Genomic DNA, 16,154 nt, shown 5'->3' on the forward strand with positions numbered 1-16,154 from the left:
ACTTCCCCCAAGAGACGGGACGGCCCCGTGACGCGTCGAAGCGCCACAGGGCCGTCACCACCAAGCGAAATTCAGGAGCGGTCGAACTCCTGAGCCGCCAGAGCACGCACGATGCCGGCACGCCCCTCGGACACCAGGCGGCGCAACGCCGGCGGGTGTTCGTCGGCGAGCCACGCGTCCGCGGCCTCCACAGTGGACCTGGCGATCGACCACGCCGGGAACATGCCCACGACCATGGACTGCGCGCGCTCGGACGTGCGGCGGTCCCACACGCTCTTCACGTCGGCGAAGTAGCGCTCGACGTACGGCGCGAGCAGCTCCTTCTGGCCGGGGTGCGAGATGCCCGCGATGATCGCCTCGCTGACCGCGTTGGGCAGGTCGTCGTCGTTCACCGCGCGGTCCCAGGCCTCGTCCTTGGCCTCGATCGTCGGGCGCAGGGCACGGGCCTGCTGCGCGCGGCGGTGGCCGGTGGAGGTCGGGTCGCGCTCCTCCTCGGCGTTGATCTCCGGCAGGTCCGCCTTGCCGTGCGCCACGAGGGCCTGCAGCAGACGCCAGCGCAGGTCCGTGTCGACGTCCAGGCCTTCCAGGACAGCGCTGCCGTCGTACCAGCCGCGCAGCACGTCCAAAGTGGACTCGTCCAGCACGGACGACGACAGCGCGTTCACGAACGCCAGCTGGTGGTCCGAGCCCGGTTCGGCCGCCTGGGCCAGCTCCAGCGCCTTCGCCACGAACCGGCGCCAGCCCTCCGCACGCCACGAGTCGTCCGCGTACGAGGACAGCGAGGTCTGGGCCTGCAGCAGAAGCCGTTGCACGACACCGACCTCGGACTCGGAGTGCAGACCGCCGAGCACCAGGTTCACGAAGTCGCGGGCCTTCAGCTCGGCCTCGCGGGTCATCTCCCACGCGGCCGACCAGCACAGCGTGCGCGGCAGCGGCTCGGCGATGTCGGAGATGTGGTCGATCAGCCCGGCCAGCGAGTCCGGGTCGAGGCGCATCGTGCAGTACGTGAGGTCGTCGTCGTTGACCAGCACGATCTTGCCGCGGTGCACGCCGACCAGTTCCGGAACCTCGGTGCGGTCGCCGGTCACGTCGAGCTCGTGGCGGTGCGTGCGGACGAGTTTGCCCGAAGAGTCAGCGTCGTAGACACCGATCGCGATGCGGTGCGTGCGCAGTTCGCCGGCACCGGGACGCGCGCCGCCCTGCAGCACCGCGAACTCGGTGAAGCGGCCGTCCGCGTCAACGGTGAACTTGGGGCGCAACAGATTCAGGCCGGTGGTCTCCAGCCACTGCGCGCTCCACCACGACAGGTCGCGGCCCGACGCCTCCTCCAGCGCGCCCAGCAGATCGGCCAAAGTGGCGTTGCCCCAGGCGTGCTTGGCGAAGTAGACCCGCAGGCCCGCCAGGAAGTTCTCCAGGCCGACGTACGCGACGAGCTGCTTCAGCACGGAAGCGCCCTTGGCGTAGGTGATGCCGTCGAAGTTGACCTCGACCGCCTGCACGTCGGAGATGTCCGCGGCGACCGGGTGCGTCGACGGGAGCTGGTCTTGCCGGTACGCCCACGACTTCTCGATCTTCGCGAACGTCGTCCACGCCTGGCGGTACTCGGTGGCCTCGGCCTGCGCGAGCACGGAAGCCCAGGTGGCGAACGACTCGTTCAGCCACAGGTCGTCCCACCAGCGCATGGTCACGAGGTCGCCGAACCACATGTGCGCCATCTCGTGCAGCACGGTCTCCGCGCGCCGCTCGTAGAGGTAGCGCGTGACGCGGCTGCGGAAGACGTAGTCCTCCAGGAACGTGACGCAGCCCGCGTTCTCCATCGCACCCGCGTTGAACTCCGGCACGAAGCACTGGTCGTACTTGCCGAACGGGTACTGCACCCCGAACGCCTTGTGGAAGAACCCGAAGCCCTGCTTGGTCTCGGTGAACAGGCGCTCGGCGTCCATGTGCGGCGCGAGCGAGGCACGGCAGTAGATGCCGAGCGGGATGCGGAAGTCACCCTCGACGAACTCGTCGCGCCACTCCGCGTACGGCCCGGCGACCAGCGCGACGATGTAGGTCGACATCGGCTTGGTGGTGGCGAACGTGTGCACGTCCGCGCCGCCCTCGCCGTCCTCGGTGGAGGTGATCTCGCCGTTCGAGATGACCTTCCAGTCGTGCGGCGCCGTCACCTTCATCGAGTAGACGGACTTCAGGTCGGGCTGGTCGAAGCACGCGAACATGCGCTTGGCGTCCGCGGTCTCGAACTGCGAGTACAGGTACACACCGCCGTCGACCGGGTCGACGAACCGGTGCAGGCCCTCACCGGTGTTCATGTACCGGCAGTCGGCCTCGATGGTGAGCTCGTTGGTCTCCGCGAGGTCCGGCAGCTTGACGCCGTCCTCCTCGCGGTAGTCGGAGACGTCCAGCTCGCTGCCGTTCAGCACAGCGCGGTGCACGGTCGCCGCCACGATGTCGATCCACGAGGAAGCACCCGGAGTCCGGCTGCGGAACACCACGGTGGTGGTGGAGCGGAACGTGTCCGTACCCGGCTTTCCGCCGCCGTCGGTCAGGTCCAGCTCGATCCGGTAGGACTCCACTTCCAGCAGCTCAGCACGTTCCTGAGCCTGGTCGCGGGTGAGGTTGGGCGCGGCCACTGGTCACCTCGTCTGCCACGCGTTTGGTTACGCGCTGACGTCGTCGGGAATGGTTATGACTCCCGCATCCAATCACGGAACCGGCGTACGGGAAGAGATGACAGGGTGATCTGGTTGGGCTGATGGGGCGATAACCGCACCCAACGCGACAGAACGCGACTGAAGGGGCACGCATGGCCGACAAGGCGAAGGTCGACTTCTACTTCGACCCTCTTTGTCCGTTCGCCTGGATCACCTCCCGGTGGATCCTCGAGGTGGAGAAGGTCCGCGAGATCGACCTGAGCTTCCACGTGATGAGTCTTTCCGTGCTGAACGAGGGCCGCGACCTGCCCGAGCAGTACAAGGAGCTCATGACCAAGGGCTGGGGTCCGGTCCGCGTCGCCATCGCCGCCGAGCAGAAGTTCGGCAACGAGGTGCTGCCGCGCCTCTACACCGCGATGGGCACCCGGATCCACAACGAGGGCAACAAGAACTTCGACGAGGTCATCAAGCTGGCGCTGGCCGACGCCGAGCTGCCCGCCGAGCTGGCGGACGCCGCGACGTCGACCGACTTCGACGACGAGCTGAAGAAGAGCCACCACCGCGGCATGGACCCGGTCGGCATGGACGTCGGCACGCCGACCATCCACATCGACGACGTGGCGTTCTTCGGCCCGGTGCTCACGAAGATCCCGCGGGGCGAGGAAGCCGGCAAGATCTTCGACGGCGCCCGGCTGCTCGCCGGCTACCCGCACTTCTTCGAGCTGAAGCGCACGAGGTCGGGCGAGCTGGACTTCAGCTGAGTTTTTTGTCGGTGGTGCTCGCTAACGTCCTTGGACATGGCACACCACCACGTCGAAGTCGCAGTGCAGGGGTCCTGGTCGCTGGCGACGTCCCGGGCCTTCTGGGAGGGCTTCACGCCGTCGGCGTTGCCTGCGCGCGAAGGCGAGGCGCTGCAGGCGACGTTCCTGGTCGAGGGTGAGTGGCGTCGTGCTTCGGTCTCCGTGACCCAGCGCGGCGCCACAGCTGTGCTGGCCCTGTCCGGTGACGGTGACGGTGACCTCGACCTGGCCGCGGCGCAGGTGAGCCGGTTCCTGTCCCTGGACGTCGACGGCCGGGCCTGGCCTGAGGTGGGCGCGCGCGATCCGGTGATCGCCGCCGCTCAGGCCTCGTTACCCGGCTTGCGGCCGTGCGGCTTCTACTCGCCGTACGAGGCCGCGGCCTGGTCGGTGCTGTCGCAGCGGATCCGCGTGTCGCAGGCGGCGGCCCTGAAGGCCTCGCTGTCCCGTGACGGTGTGTTCCCGGCACCGGCCGAGCTGCTGGGGCTTTCTCTGGACCTGCCGGGCCGCAAGCCCGAGTACCTGCGCGCGGTGGCCGAGGCGGCGCTCGACGGTCTGCTGGACGCCGTGACGTTGCGCTCGATGAAACCCGCGGCGGCCGTTCTGGCCGTGCAGCAGGTCAAGGGGCTGGGCCCGTTCGCCGCCGAGCTGGTCGTGCTGCGCGGGGCGAACGCGCCGGATGCCGTGCCGCACAACGAGTCCCGGCTGACCGACGAGGTGGCTCACCGGTACGGGCGGCCGTTGACCGAGGTGTCCGAGGCGTGGCGGCCGTACCGGACGTGGGCGGCGGTGCACCTGAGGGTGCTGCGGGAACGGCGGCTCGCGGGTGTGGTGGCGGCTTCGAGTGGGTGAGGTGCCCTCGTGCACCGCGACCCGATGTGACACTCTGGAGCCCGTCAGCGCATTAGGTGTCACATCCGCCTGGAGGGCTCTCGTGATCGAGGTCGTCAACCCCGCCACCGAGGAAGTCGTCGGCACGCTCGCCGAAGGCACACCGGCCGACGTCGACACGGCCGTGGCCGCCGCGGTGGCCGCCTTCCCGGCGTGGTCGCAGACCTCGGTGGACGAGCGCGCGAAGATCGTCCGCACCATCGTCGAAGGCCTCAAGGAGCGCGCGGGCGAGCTCGCCGCCACCATGACCACCGAGATGGGCACGCCCATCACGTTCAGCCAGAAGGTCCAGGTCGCGAACCCGATCGCCATCGCGGAGGGCGTCGCGGACGTGCTGGAGAGCGGCTACTTCGAGCCCGAGGAGATCGGCAACTCGCTGATCTTCCGCGAGCCGATCGGTGTCGTCGCCGCCATCACGCCGTGGAACTTCCCGTTGCAGCAGATGGTCGCGAAGGTCGTGCCGGCACTCGCCGCGGGCAACACCGTGGTGCTCAAGCCGAGCGAGCTCGCGCCCAAGACCGCCGACCTGCTCGCCGAGATCGTCGTGGACGCCGTGCCGGCGGGCGTGTTCCACCTCGTCCACGGCACCGGGCCGGTCGTCGGTGAGGCGCTCGCAGCGCACCCGGACGTGGACATGGTGTCGTTCACCGGCTCGACCAAGGCCGGACGCCGGGTGTCCGCGGTGGCGTCCGAGACGGTCAAGCGGGTCGCACTGGAGCTCGGCGGCAAGTCGGCGTGCATCGTGCTCGACGACGCCGACCTCGGCCGGGCGGTGAAGATCGCGGTCGCCAACTCGTTCATGAACAACGGCCAGGCGTGCAGCGCGTGGACCAGGCTGCTCGTGCCCGCTGACCGCCACGACGAGGCCGTCGAACTGGCTGCCCAGGCCGCGGCCAAGTACACCCCGGCAGACCCTGCGGACCCGGCCACCCGCATCGGACCGGCCGTGTCGAAGGCTCAGCGCGACCGCGTGATCGGCTACATCCGCAAGGGTGTCGAGGAGGGCGCGCGACTTGCCGCCGGTGGGCCGGAATCGCCTCTGCCGCAAGGGTTCTACGTCATGCCGACGGTGTTCGGCAACGTCACGCCGGAGATGACGATCGCCCAGGAGGAGATCTTCGGGCCGGTTCTGTCGGTCATGCCGTACGCGGACGAGGACGACGCGGTGCGGATCGCGAACTCCACCATCTACGGCCTGGCGGGTGGCGTGTTCTCCGCCGACACCGACAGGGCGTTGCGGGTGGCCAAGCGACTGCGGACCGGTCAGGTCGACATCAACGCCGCCGCGTTCAACACCAGCGCGCCGTTCGGCGGCTACCGCCAGTCGGGCAACGGCCGCGAGTTCGGCAGGTTCGGCCTGGACGAGTTCTGCGAGATCAAGTCGGTCCAGCGTTAATTGAGCTGCGAGTAATGCCGTGGCGGCGTATCACTGCTGCCATGGCTGACTCGGCGCTGAGCATCAGGACCATCACCGAATCCGACATCCCCGAGTTCCAACGGGTGATGGCGTGGGCGTTCAACGACGACCCCCGCGGCGTGGACAGCAAGTGGCTCAAGGTGATCGAGCACGACCGCGCGCACGCGGTCCTCGACGGCGACGAGATCATCGGCACCGCAGGCATTCTGACCCGCGAGATCACCGTTCCGGGTGGTCTTCAGGCACCGGCCGGCGCGGTCACCGTCGTCACGGTCAAGCCCGGTCACCGGCGCCGGGGCGTCGCGACGTTGCTGATGAAGACCCAGCTGCACGGCATGCACGAGTCGGGCGAGCCGATCGCGATCCTCTGGGCCTCGGAGGGCTCGATCTACCGGCGGTTCGGCTACGGCGAGCTCGCCACCAGCCTCAACCGGATGACGATGCCGACGCGGGTGGCGTTCCACCCCGGCGTCCCGGTGAGCGGCACCCGCATCCGGCAGGTGAGCCGCGAAGAGGCGATGCCGTTCATGCGCGAGATGCACGACCGGGTGCGCCGCACGCGCGTCGGCTGGCTGAACCGCGTCGAGGCGACGTGGGACGTGCAGCTCGCCGACCGCGAGGTCGACCGCGACGGACTCACCGCGTACCGCTACTGCCTGCACCCCGAGGGGTACGTCGTGTTCCGGGTCAAGGGCGGCCGCAGTCCGCGCGGGCCGCAGGACGAGCTGCACGTGCGGGAGCTGGTGTGCGAGACCGAGCAGGCGTACGCGGACCTGTACCGGTTCCTGCTCGACACCGATCTGACGGCCGAGATCTCCTTCTACACCGCCGCCGACGACCCGATCCTGCACATGGTCGACAACCCGCGGCAGGTGAGCCGTGACCTCGGCGATGCGCTGTGGCTGCGAATCGTCGACGTCGACCGCGCGCTGCCGCTGCGGCGTTATTCGTCCGATGTGGACAGTGTGATCGAGGTCGAGGACTCGTTCTGCCCGTGGAACTCCGGCCGCTGGCGCTTCACCGTCAAGGGTGGTGAGGCGGTCGTCACCCGCACCGAGGATCCGGCGGACGTCTCTCTCGACGCGGCCGCACTCGGCAGTGTTTTCCTCGGCGGTGTACGGCTTTCCGTGCTCAAGCGTGCACACCGCGTGGTGGAACACACACCAGGACACGTGGACATGTTGACGTTGGCGTTCATCGACACGCAGGAGCCGCATTGCCCTGAGGTGTTCTGACGGAACTACGCCCGCCGTCCACTCGTTGACGGTTTACCTGGTGTGGGAGGTAACCGTGGGCACCGTCGTGTGGGTTGTCGTGCTGGTACTGCTGGTCGCAGGGGTGTTCTACCTGGTCAGTCAGAGCAACGCGCGCAAGGCGCGTGAGCTCGACGACGCCAAGGCGGAGGCGCGTCGCTGGGTCGAGCGGCTCGGCGGGCAGGTGATGAGCCTCACGGGCACCAACTCCGCGTCCACGCAGGCGCTGGCGGACGCGTCCGAGCGCTTCACCGCGGCCGGCTCGCAGATGGAGCAGGCCCGCACGATTCCGCAGGCGCGGCTGGTCACCGAGACCGCGATGGAAGGTCTGCACTACGTGCGCGCGGCGCGTGAGGCCATGGGCATGGACCCCGGACCCGCGCTGCCCGAGAGCGCCGGGCAGCGGCAGGCGGGTGCCGTGAGCGAGGACCGCCAGGTCAGCGTCGAGGGCCACCAGTACGCCGCGTCGCCGCAGTCCGGCGCCGGCACGCCCTACTACTACCCCGGTGGCATGGTCGCTGGGCGCCCGGTGCCGCGTGGCTGGTACTCCGAGCCGTGGTGGAAGCCCGCGCTGGTGGCCGGTGCATGGGGCGTGGGCACGTTTCTGCTGATGGACGCCATGTTCTCCGGTATGCACGGAGTCGGTGACTACGGCATGGCGGACATGGGTATGGGCGACTTCGGTGGCGACATGGGCGGTGTCGCGGACGTGGGCGACGCCGGTGGCTTCGACTTCGGCGACATGGGCGGGTTCGATTTTTAAGTGCTCACGAACTGAGCACTTTCCAGCCGCACCCCAAACCACCCCGCCGAACTTTTCTCAGGGCTGGCAGGCAGGGCACCAGAAGAGGTTGCGAGCTGCCAGTTCCGTGGTCATGACCTCGGTGCCGCAGATCAGGCACTGCTCACCGGCACGGCGGTAGACGTACACCTCACCGCCGTGCCGATCCACGCGCGGCGCACGACCCATGGCCCGCGGCATGTGCTCGCGGCGGACGGTGTTGATCTGCCCGACCTTCACGCCGTCCTTCATCAGCACGACCAGGTCGTCCCACATCGCGTCCCACAGCTCGCGGCTGACCTTGTTGCCGACCAGCAGCGGGTTCACGTTGTGCCGGAACAGCACCTCGGCGCGGTAGACGTTGCCGACGCCCGCGAGGACCTTCTGGTCCATCAGCAGCACGGCGAGCGGCTGCTTCGACCGGATGATCCGCTCGTAGGCGCGGTCGGGGTCGGCGTCCTTGCGCAACGGGTCGGGGCCGAGCCGTTCCCGGATGGCCTTGACCTCGTCTTTGTTCAGCACCTCGCACGCGGTGGGGCCGCGCAGGTCCGTCCAGTGCGTCTCGCCGGCCATCCGCATCCTGACCTGTCCGACCGGTGGCAGGACGGGCAGCGGTGACTCGGTGAACGTCCCGTACAGGCCGAGGTGGACGTGCACGACCGCGTCCGGGCCGTACACGTGGAACAGGTGCTTCCCGTGGGCCTCGGCGCGGACGAGTTTCCGTCCGTCCACGAGGGACGCCGCGAAGCGTCCCTGCGGACTGGAGACGGACACGGGCCTGCCCGCGTACCGGCGCTGGTGCAGCCGCGCGAGGCGGTGCAGCGTGTGGCCCTCGGGCATCAGGCCTTGTTCTCGTAGGCGCTGACCTTGTCGATGCGGCGCTGATGCCGCGGCTCGCCCGAGAACGGCGTCTTGAGGAACGCCGAGACGATCGCCGTCGCCTCCTCGGTGGAGTGCTGACGGGCGCCGATGCCGACGAGGTTGGCGTCGTTGTGCTCGCGGGCGAGCTGGGCGGTGTCGGTGTTCCAGGCGAGCGCGGCGCGGGCACCCTTCACCTTGTTCGCGGCGATCTGCTCGCCGTTGCCCGAGCCGCCGATCACCACGCCGAGGCTGCCGGGGTCCGCCACGACCTTCTCGGCGGCGTCGGTGCAGAACGAGACGTAGTCGTCCTGGGCGTCGTATTCGTGGGCGCCGACGTCGACGACCTCGTAACCCTGCTCCTTGAGAGCGGTGGACAGGTGGGACTTCAGCTCGAAGCCCGCGTGGTCTGCTGCCAGATAAACGCGCACGTCCGGGAGTCTGACACGCTGGTGGGTGTGTTCAGCCAAGAGGGGTACCAGCTGAGGCTGGAATGGGGGCCCGAAGGCGTCGACGCGCTGCGGGACTGTGACGTGCTGGTTGTCGTCGACGTGCTGTCGTTCACGACGTCTGTCGACCTGGTCGTCGGCAACGGTGGTCAGGTGCGGCCGTCCCGTTGGCAGCCGGCTTCGGGGAGAACACTGCGACCAGCATCACTGGTCGGTCGGAGTGGATTGGTCGAGTTGCCGTCACCGAACGGGTCGAACCTCTGCTTCCTCGCCGCCGAGACCGGCGCCCACGTGCTCGCCGCCTGCCTGCGCAACGCCTCGGCGGTGGCGAAGCGGGCGCAGGAGCTGGGGGAGACGATCGGCGTGATCCCAGCCGGTGAACGGTGGGGGCTCGACATCCTCAACTCCGGCCCGCGGGAGTTCGGGCCGCTGCGGCCGTGCGTCGAGGACCACCTGGGGGCTGGCGCGGTGCTTTCTGCGTTGTCCGGTGACGCGTCGCCTGAGGTTCAGCTCGCGGTCGCGGCGTTCAGGAACACCGATGTCGCGGACGCCGTGCGGAAGTGCGGGTCGGGACGTGAGCTGATCGAGAACGGCCATGCCGCGGACGTGGAACTGGCGGTTGAGATCGGGGTCAGCAACGCTGTCCCCGTACTGGTGGAGGGGGTTTTGCGGTGATCGAGATCGCCGACGGTGTGTTCATCAAGCGGCACACCGACCTGGACCTGACGTTGGGGTACATCACCGGCTCAGGTGATTCGCTGCTCGTGGACTCGGGGATGGACTACGCGCTCGCGCAGGAGATCCGCCCGTCGCGGATCGTGTTGACGCACAACCACTTCGACCACGTGCTCGCGACGGAGGCGTTCCTGCCGTGCGAGGTGTGGGCGCACGAGGACTGCGTCGTCGACGAGGAGCTGCTCGAAAGCCGTGCCGCGTACTACTCGGAGCCGTTCGAGGGCAAGCTGATCGAGCCCACGCACACGTTCCGCGACACGGTCACGCTGGACGTCGGCGGCCGCAGGGTCGACCTGCACCACTTCGGGCCCGCGCACTCCTCGCACGACGTGATCGTGCACGTGCCGGACGTGGACGTGGTGTTCGCGGGCGATCTGGTCGAGGAGGGCGCTGAGGCCAAGGCCGGTTCGGATGCCACGCCCTCGAACTGGCGCGCCGTCCTCGATCGGATCCTGGACCTGAACCCGCGGATCATCGTGCCGGGCCACGGGAAGCCGGTCGACGCGCAGTTCGTGCGGGAGATGGAGATCCCCGGCGAGTAGCAACGGGGTCTAGCCAGGGGGCCAGGTGAGGCCGCGTCCGCCCAGGACGTGGCAGTGCACGTGGAAGACGGTCTGGCCGCCGTCCCTGCCGGTGTTGAACACCAGCCGGTAGCCGGACTCGTCGACGCCCTCGGACTTCGCGACCTGGTGCGCGGTGGCGAGGATCTCCCCCGCGAGCACCGGGTCGACGTCGCCGATCGCCTGATGGTGCTCCTTGGGGATCACCAGGACGTGCGTGGGCGCCTTGGGGTCGATGTCGCGGAAGGCGAGCGTGGTGTCGGTCTCCGTCACCACGGTCGCCGGGATCTCGCCCGCGACGATGCGGCAGAACAGGCAGTTGGTCACCCTTGAATGCTATTGGGTGCCGCATTGGTTCCATTGGGCTCTGTTGTTCCCGCCCGCCGGGGATCAATCATGTCGGGATGAAAGGCGCCAAGCTGCTGGTGGTCGTGCGGTGCCTCATCAGCTTCGCGATCGGCGTGCTGCTCCTGGTCCTCGCGATCCGCTTCGGTGAGGCGCTCTGGCGGGCGGTCCAGTAGCTCCCCAGCTGTTTCCTCAGTGGACGAAGCAGAACTCGTTGCCCTCCGGGTCGCGCATGACCTGGAAGCTGCCCTTCTCGTCGGTGACGACCACGCCCTCGCGTGACGCGCCGAGGTTGACCGCCTTCACGACCGCCGCTTCGATGTCGTCGACCTCGAAGTCGAGGTGCAGCCGGTTCTTCACGTCCTTGCGCTCGGGCACCGGCTGGAACGACATCCGCACGCCGCCGGGCGGTTCGACGTGCGCCCAGCCGTGCTCGCGGTTCACCGGCTCGCAGCCGAGCAACTCGGCCCAGAACCGGACCAGCCGGCTCGGCTCGTTGCTGTCGATGACGATCTGCTCAAGACGCATCGGTGTCCACCAGGTTCTCCCGTGCCCAGTTCTGTCCGGCCCAGTTCTCTCGGGCCCAGTCGCAGCAGAGATCGAGCAGTCCGAGCATCTTGCGCCCTCGCGCGGTCAGCTCGTACTCGACGCGCGGCGGGTTCTCGTCGAAGGCCTCGCGCACCACCGTGCCGTCGCGCTCCACCGCCCGCAACGTCCCGGTGAGCACTTTGGGAGTCACGACCGGCAGCCCGCGCAACACGTGCGTCGTCGACTTGTCACCGATGCGGTACGGCAGGTCGACCACAGCGTTGGTCGTTGGCTCGCCGTGCTGGCATTCCACCTGCTCACCCCCAGCATCGTCGCGGAAACCGGATCCCCGCACCCTACCGTCGCGCCCATGGCGAAGATCGTTGTTTCCGGAGCGTCCGGCAACGCGTGACGACAGATCGTGGCGGCACTCCGGCCCCAGCCCGCCAGCATCACGCAGCACAAAGGCCACAAGCCACCGTCATCACGCAACCACGAAATCCGCAGGTCACCCGCATCGCGCAACCACGAGGCCAGCAGCCCAGCCGCTTCACCCAAAGAAGGAGCAAACCTGCCCGCTCACGCATCCACGTGGGAACCGGGCCCGACCTCGCTCACGCAATCCATATGGGAACCGCACCCTCACGCACCCCACATGGCGACTGAATCCGGCCGCTAACGACCCCACGCGAGAACCCCACCGCATATCGGATCCGTACCTGGCCAGCTCATGCACCGCACGTGAGAACCCATCGCACATCGGATCCGCACCCGGCAGCTCGCACACCCCACGTAAGAACCCACCGCACATCGAAACCGCACCCCGCCAGCTCACCCAACCACCCGCGATGGGGGTCCGGGGGCAAGCCCCCGGCTGGGGGTCTGGGGGCTCGGCCCCCAGAAAAAACACGAGAGGCCGACGAGGTCTGCGCTCTCCGCAGACACACGTCGACCTCGGCCGCGAGCGGGCGACGGGAATCGAACCCGCGTAGCTAGTTTGGAAGACTAGGGCTCTACCATTGAGCTACGCCCGCGTTGCCGCCCCTCGGAAGGGGCTGCGGTCAAGAGCTTAACGCAGGGCGGTAAGCTGGTTGCAACCGGGGCGTGGCGCAGTTTGGTAGCGCACCCGCTTTGGGAGCGGGGGGTCGCAGGTTCAAATCCTGTCGCCCCGATCGGTTGACGAAAGCCCTCGGCAACGGCTGTTGTCGGGGGCTTTCGGTTTCACAGGTATCTGCTGGCCCACGCCGCGAGCACTTCTGCCACGTAGGCGGCGTCGGCGCGACCTGTGAGCAGGTGGTCGGCGCCGTCGAGTGAGATGAACGACTTCGGGTGGCGGGCCGCGTCGAAGATGGTCCTGGCGTTGTCGACGCCGACGAGGTCGTCCTGTGGCGAGTGCATGACGAGCAGTGCGCGGTGCAGGCCGGCGATGCACGCGGTCTGGTTCTGTTCTTTGATGTCGGTCAGGAAGTGGTGGCTGATTCGGAACGGGCGTCCGGCGAGCTGCACTTCGGCCACGCCGTGTTGCTCGATCTCCGCTGCCGATGAGCCGATCAGGTGCTCGACGTGGGCGGTGTCGGCTGGTGCGCCGATCGTGACGACGGCGCGGACTTCTGGCACCTGGTGTGCGGCGGCGAGGACTGCGGCGCCGCCGAGTGAGTGTCCGATGAGGACGCTGGGGGCGCCGATCGTGTCGCGGAGGTGGGTTGCGGCGCAGACGAGGTCGTCGACGTTGGAGGTGAACGTCGTGTTGGCGAAGTCGCCGCCGGACTGGCCGAGGCCGGTGAAGTCGAACCTCAGGACCGCGACTCCGCGGGCTGCCAGTGCGCGGGAGATCCTGGTGGCGGCCACCGAGTCCTTGCCGCAGGTGAAGCAGTGTGCGAACACCGCGGTCGCGGCGATGTCTCCCGGCGGCAGTTCGAGCCGGCCTGCCAGCGACTGGCCGTCGATGCCGGCGAAGACCGCTTTCCGGTTGTCCATGACCTCTATGGTGCGTCACGTGCGCTATCAGTACCTGGACGCCCGGCTCCGGCACGCGTTCGACGACGCGAAGCTCGACCGGGGGCAGCGGGCGCTGTTGCAGGGGGTGTTGCGGGCTCTCGATCCCGACGCGCATCTCGGGGAGCACGTGGCCGGGCTCAACAGCGCGTTTCTGGCCGTCACCCGTGCGCAGGTCGCCCTCGAGAGTCACGCCGTTGAGGATCAGCCGCGGTGGAACCTGTTGCGGCGCATCATCACCACCTCGCTCGCGTGTGTGGACGCCGCCAAGCCCGCGTACGTCCACGGTGGCGCCGGGGAGCTCGCGCGGGCGCGCAGGGTTCTCCTCGGCGTCGACGCGGCCATCGCGGCGGATGGTCAGAGGCTCGATCCGCAGGTCACGGCCGCGGCTGCCGCGAAGCTCGACCCGCGGGCGTTGGGGGACGCGGTGAAGCGGTGGATCACTCCACTGTGGAACGGGATCGAACTTCCGTTGCGCGCCAGGATGATCGCGGAGGTCGCGGTCGTGGTGGCGGTGCACGGCAGGGACGGGCGGCAGCTGCGCGCGGATCTGTTGCGGTGGCTCAAGAAGCCCGGTGATCTCGAAGAGGTGCTCTGGCCGGAGCCGCGCCGGCACGTCGTGGCGTTGGTCGTGCGGGGTGCGCGGGTGTTGCGGCACCTGGACGAGCTGCTGCCAGAGGCGCGGCAGGAGCCGTTGCACCGCAACAGGTTGCCGAAGGACGACTTCCTGAAGGACGCCGTCAACGGGTCGTCGGTGCTGGTGCGGTTGCCGGTCAACGCGGCCGACACGCACACCGCGGCGTTGCGGGGGAGGCGGATCCTCAACGAGGTGCTCGACCAGTACGCGGCGGGGGAGCGGCTCACCGAGCTGCACGTCGCGCCCGTTTGGCAGGTCAGCGGGCCTGGTGGGCGGGTCACGCGCGGTACCGAGCACCGGCGCACGGTCGGCAACGCGTATCCGCTCACCGCGTACTGGCCGGCGGAGCTGCGCAGTGCGATGCGGGTGGCGAATCTCGCACGTCAGGTCGACGCGCCGATGGCCAGCGCCGGGCTCGCGTGGAGTGCGCTGGAGGCGACCGGGCTGGATCCGAGCAAGATCGCGTGGCTGGCGAAGGCGTGCGCTTTGCAGATGCTGCGGCAGCACCTGATCAGCCTGCACGTCCTCGTCATCAACCACGACGACGAGCTGCGCCGGCCGCTCGCCGCGCAGGTGCCGACCACCGGCGTGAAGCACCACCTGAGGTCCGTGGACGCCTGGCTGGAGGTGCTGGTCCGCAACAACCGCCCGAACGAACAGCTCGCCGCAGCCCAGGAGGCCCTCGCGGCGCTGGCCGAGGACGAGGGCGGGCTGGTGCAGGACCTGGTGGAGCTCTGGCAGGGCAGGCTCGCGGACTCGAAGGTCCTCGCGGGCTGGTTGCGGGAGCAGGAGGACACCGCCGCCGCGGTGCTGGAATGGCTCTACGTCACCAGGAACCTGGCGTTCCACGCCGGCCGGTTCGTCTCTCCCGCCGACACCCTCACCGCGCACGCCGGTCAGGCCGTCGCCGATCTGACGCTCGAGTTCCTCGGGAACTGGCGCACGGTGGAAAGACAGCGGAGCCGGCAGGAGACCTCCTCGGTGGAGATCTACCGCCGGCTCGCGCAGAGGCAGGATCAGCTGGTGGCCCGGCTCAAGCGGGCGGGATCCGTCCGCAGGCTCAGCGTCGAGGACATCTCCGGCCCCGACGAGAAGTGGTGGTCCCGCGGTAAGAGTTAAGGCACTGAGTTACAGCTCACAGCTACGGCTTGGCCTTGGTGAGCCAGTCCTCGACGCGGTCGGGGTTCGCTTCGACCCACCGCCGTGCCGCCTCGTCCGGCGACATCTTGTACTTGGCGATGAACGACGCGACCGCGTTCTGCTCGTCGTTGCTCCACTGGAAGTTCTGGATCAGCCGGGCAGCGGGGCCGCCCTTGTCCATGAACTTCTTGGACGCGATCTTGTCGAGGTCGTAGCCCGGGTAGTCGCAGGCGACCTTGGCGGGATCGGCGTCGCAGCCCGCCTTGTACTCCGGCAGGTCGACCTTGATCAGCTCGATGTCGAGGTGCAGCCACTGCGGCTCGAAGAAGTAGCCGATCAGCGGCGTCTTCTTCTCCTCGGCCTGCCGGAACGCCTTGATCAGGGACTGCTCGCTGCCCGCGTAGACGACCTTGTAGTTGAGGCCCAGGTTCTTGACCAGTGCCTCGTCGTTCGTCACGTACGAGGGGTCGCCGTCAAGCACCTGGCCCCTGCCCTCGGACTGCGCGGTCTTGAACAGGTCTGCGTACTTGTTGAGGTTCTGGTAGTTCGTGATGTCCGGGTAGGTCTTCTTCATCCACGGCGGCACGTACCAGCCGATCACGCCCTGGTTGCCGGACGGGCCGACTCGCACGGCGGTGCGCTTCTCGTCGATGTACTTCTGCTTCAAGTCCTCGTGACCCCAGTTCTCCAGGATCACGTCGATCTCGCCCGAGTCGAGGCCCTGCCAGGCGGTCTGCTCGTCGACCTCTTTCTTCGTCACCTTGCAACCGAGGCGCTTCTCGGCGAGGTAGCCGATGACGGCCGCGTTCGCCTCGTAGCCGACCCACGGGTTGACCGCGATGGTGATGGAGTTGCAGGGCTCGGTCGGAGTTGCCGAACTGGAACGCGGTGACGACGACGTCGATCCACCGCCGCATCCGGCAATCGTCAACACGAATGTCATTGCCAGAGCGATTCTGGGGGCTTGCACGAACAGCTCCTCGTCGAGGGGAACGAGCGGTGCAGGAGACCGCTCAGTTCAGCTTTTCCCCTTCGCTCAGACCCAGTCAAGTCATGGGATGATTGGTTGTCCATAAAGGACTCCATTCGTCGTAACCCTTGACCGCATCCGTGT

The 16,154-nt window shown here is 68.3% G+C and carries 16 protein-coding genes and 2 tRNA genes; 9 read left to right on the forward strand and 9 right to left on the reverse strand.

What is annotated here, in order from left to right; genetic code table 11:
- Positions 1–71 precede the first annotated feature (71 nt).
- A complete protein-coding gene (gene pepN / locus AOM45_RS17680) occupies positions 72–2,633 on the reverse strand; it encodes an aminopeptidase N (RefSeq protein ID WP_030468191.1) in 2,562 nt (853 codons plus the stop codon).
- Between the two features lie 173 nt (positions 2,634–2,806).
- Between pepN and AOM45_RS17685 the strand changes: the two genes are divergently transcribed.
- From AOM45_RS17685 to AOM45_RS17705, 5 genes are all read left to right on the forward strand, one after another.
- Positions 2,807–3,415 (forward strand): mycothiol-dependent nitroreductase Rv2466c family protein, encoded by a 609-nt coding sequence (locus tag AOM45_RS17685; protein ID WP_030468190.1) that lies wholly within the window; start codon positions 2,807–2,809, stop codon positions 3,413–3,415.
- Between the two features lie 36 nt (positions 3,416–3,451).
- Positions 3,452–4,303: a DNA-3-methyladenine glycosylase family protein gene (locus AOM45_RS17690; RefSeq protein WP_030468189.1), complete on the forward strand. Its 852-nt coding sequence runs from the start codon at positions 3,452–3,454 to the stop codon at positions 4,301–4,303.
- An 82-nt stretch (positions 4,304–4,385) separates the two neighbouring features.
- A complete protein-coding gene (locus tag AOM45_RS17695; protein ID WP_035910447.1) occupies positions 4,386–5,738 on the forward strand; it encodes an aldehyde dehydrogenase family protein in 1,353 nt (450 codons plus the stop codon).
- A gap of 41 nt (positions 5,739–5,779) precedes the next feature.
- Positions 5,780–6,994, forward strand: coding sequence for a GNAT family N-acetyltransferase (locus AOM45_RS17700; protein ID WP_030468187.1), 1,215 nt, complete (start codon positions 5,780–5,782; stop codon positions 6,992–6,994).
- 55 nt (positions 6,995–7,049) lie between these two features.
- A complete protein-coding gene (locus AOM45_RS17705; RefSeq protein WP_030468186.1) occupies positions 7,050–7,775 on the forward strand; it encodes a hypothetical protein in 726 nt (241 codons plus the stop codon).
- 57 nt (positions 7,776–7,832) lie between these two features.
- Here the strand turns inward: AOM45_RS17705 and AOM45_RS17710 are convergent, their stop codons facing one another.
- Entirely contained in the window at positions 7,833–8,633 is an 801-nt protein-coding gene (locus AOM45_RS17710; protein ID WP_030468185.1) for an Fpg/Nei family DNA glycosylase, read from the reverse strand.
- Positions 8,633–9,082, reverse strand: coding sequence for a ribose-5-phosphate isomerase (locus tag AOM45_RS17715; protein WP_030468184.1), 450 nt, complete (start codon positions 9,080–9,082; stop codon positions 8,633–8,635). The genes AOM45_RS17710 and AOM45_RS17715 overlap by 1 nt, the downstream gene beginning before the upstream one ends.
- 27 nt (positions 9,083–9,109) lie before the next feature.
- On the opposite strand from AOM45_RS17715, the gene AOM45_RS17720 reads away from it, so the two are divergent.
- Together AOM45_RS17720 and AOM45_RS17725 are read left to right on the forward strand one after the other, a co-directional pair.
- Complete coding sequence (locus tag AOM45_RS17720) at positions 9,110–9,775, forward strand: 2-phosphosulfolactate phosphatase (protein ID WP_030468183.1); 666 nt, start codon at positions 9,110–9,112, stop codon at positions 9,773–9,775.
- Complete coding sequence (locus AOM45_RS17725) at positions 9,772–10,377, forward strand: MBL fold metallo-hydrolase (RefSeq protein ID WP_030468182.1); 606 nt, start codon at positions 9,772–9,774, stop codon at positions 10,375–10,377. The genes AOM45_RS17720 and AOM45_RS17725 overlap by 4 nt, the downstream gene beginning before the upstream one ends.
- A 9-nt stretch (positions 10,378–10,386) precedes the next feature.
- Here the strand turns inward: AOM45_RS17725 and AOM45_RS17730 are convergent, their stop codons facing one another.
- The 4 genes from AOM45_RS17730 to AOM45_RS17745 all read right to left on the reverse strand — a co-directional run bounded on the left by AOM45_RS17730 (position 10,387) and on the right by AOM45_RS17745 (position 12,302).
- Complete coding sequence (locus AOM45_RS17730) at positions 10,387–10,722, reverse strand: histidine triad nucleotide-binding protein (RefSeq protein WP_030468181.1); 336 nt, start codon at positions 10,720–10,722, stop codon at positions 10,387–10,389.
- Between the two features lie 210 nt (positions 10,723–10,932).
- Entirely contained in the window at positions 10,933–11,268 is a 336-nt protein-coding gene (locus AOM45_RS17735) for a VOC family protein (protein WP_030468180.1), read from the reverse strand.
- A complete protein-coding gene (locus AOM45_RS17740; protein WP_051783555.1) occupies positions 11,258–11,581 on the reverse strand; it encodes a winged helix-turn-helix transcriptional regulator in 324 nt (107 codons plus the stop codon). The genes AOM45_RS17735 and AOM45_RS17740 overlap by 11 nt, the downstream gene beginning before the upstream one ends.
- A 650-nt stretch (positions 11,582–12,231) precedes the next feature.
- Positions 12,232–12,302, reverse strand: a tRNA-Gly gene (locus tag AOM45_RS17745).
- 64 nt (positions 12,303–12,366) lie between these two features.
- Here AOM45_RS17745 and AOM45_RS17750 point away from each other — a divergent pair.
- Positions 12,367–12,440: transfer RNA gene (locus AOM45_RS17750), tRNA-Pro, on the forward strand.
- 49 nt (positions 12,441–12,489) lie between these two features.
- Here the strand turns inward: AOM45_RS17750 and AOM45_RS17755 are convergent.
- Entirely contained in the window at positions 12,490–13,245 is a 756-nt protein-coding gene (locus AOM45_RS17755) for an alpha/beta hydrolase family protein (protein ID WP_030468178.1), read from the reverse strand.
- A 19-nt stretch (positions 13,246–13,264) separates the two neighbouring features.
- Here AOM45_RS17755 and AOM45_RS17760 point away from each other — a divergent pair, with 19 nt between their 5' ends.
- Positions 13,265–15,019 (forward strand): hypothetical protein, encoded by a 1,755-nt coding sequence (locus AOM45_RS17760; RefSeq protein ID WP_156093869.1) that lies wholly within the window; start codon positions 13,265–13,267, stop codon positions 15,017–15,019.
- 22 nt (positions 15,020–15,041) lie between these two features.
- Here the strand turns inward: AOM45_RS17760 and AOM45_RS17765 are convergent, their stop codons facing one another.
- Complete coding sequence (locus AOM45_RS17765; RefSeq protein ID WP_051783553.1) at positions 15,042–15,983, reverse strand: ABC transporter substrate-binding protein; 942 nt, start codon at positions 15,981–15,983, stop codon at positions 15,042–15,044.
- Positions 15,984–16,154 lie beyond the last annotated feature (171 nt).

The sequence above is a fragment of the Lentzea aerocolonigenes genome (genome assembly GCF_000974445.1).
Lineage (GTDB): Bacteria > Actinomycetota > Actinomycetes > Mycobacteriales > Pseudonocardiaceae > Lentzea > Lentzea aerocolonigenes.

Bases quoted from the DNA above. Each gene is read 5' to 3' on its own strand.
- AOM45_RS17735 (WP_030468180.1), bottom strand. From the start codon at position 11,268: ATGCGTCTTGAGCAGATCGTCATCGACAGCAACGAGCCGAGCCGGCTG.
- AOM45_RS17685 (WP_030468190.1), top strand. From the start codon at position 2,807: ATGGCCGACAAGGCGAAGGTCGACTTCTACTTCGACCCTCTTTGTCCG.
- AOM45_RS17755 (WP_030468178.1), bottom strand. From the start codon at position 13,245: ATGGACAACCGGAAAGCGGTCTTCGCCGGCATCGACGGCCAGTCGCTG.
- AOM45_RS17710 (WP_030468185.1), bottom strand. From the start codon at position 8,633: ATGCCCGAGGGCCACACGCTGCACCGCCTCGCGCGGCTGCACCAGCGC.
- AOM45_RS17700 (WP_030468187.1), top strand. From the start codon at position 5,780: ATGGCTGACTCGGCGCTGAGCATCAGGACCATCACCGAATCCGACATC.
- AOM45_RS17765 (WP_051783553.1), bottom strand. From the start codon at position 15,983: ATGACATTCGTGTTGACGATTGCCGGATGCGGCGGTGGATCGACGTCG.
- AOM45_RS17690 (WP_030468189.1), top strand. From the start codon at position 3,452: ATGGCACACCACCACGTCGAAGTCGCAGTGCAGGGGTCCTGGTCGCTG.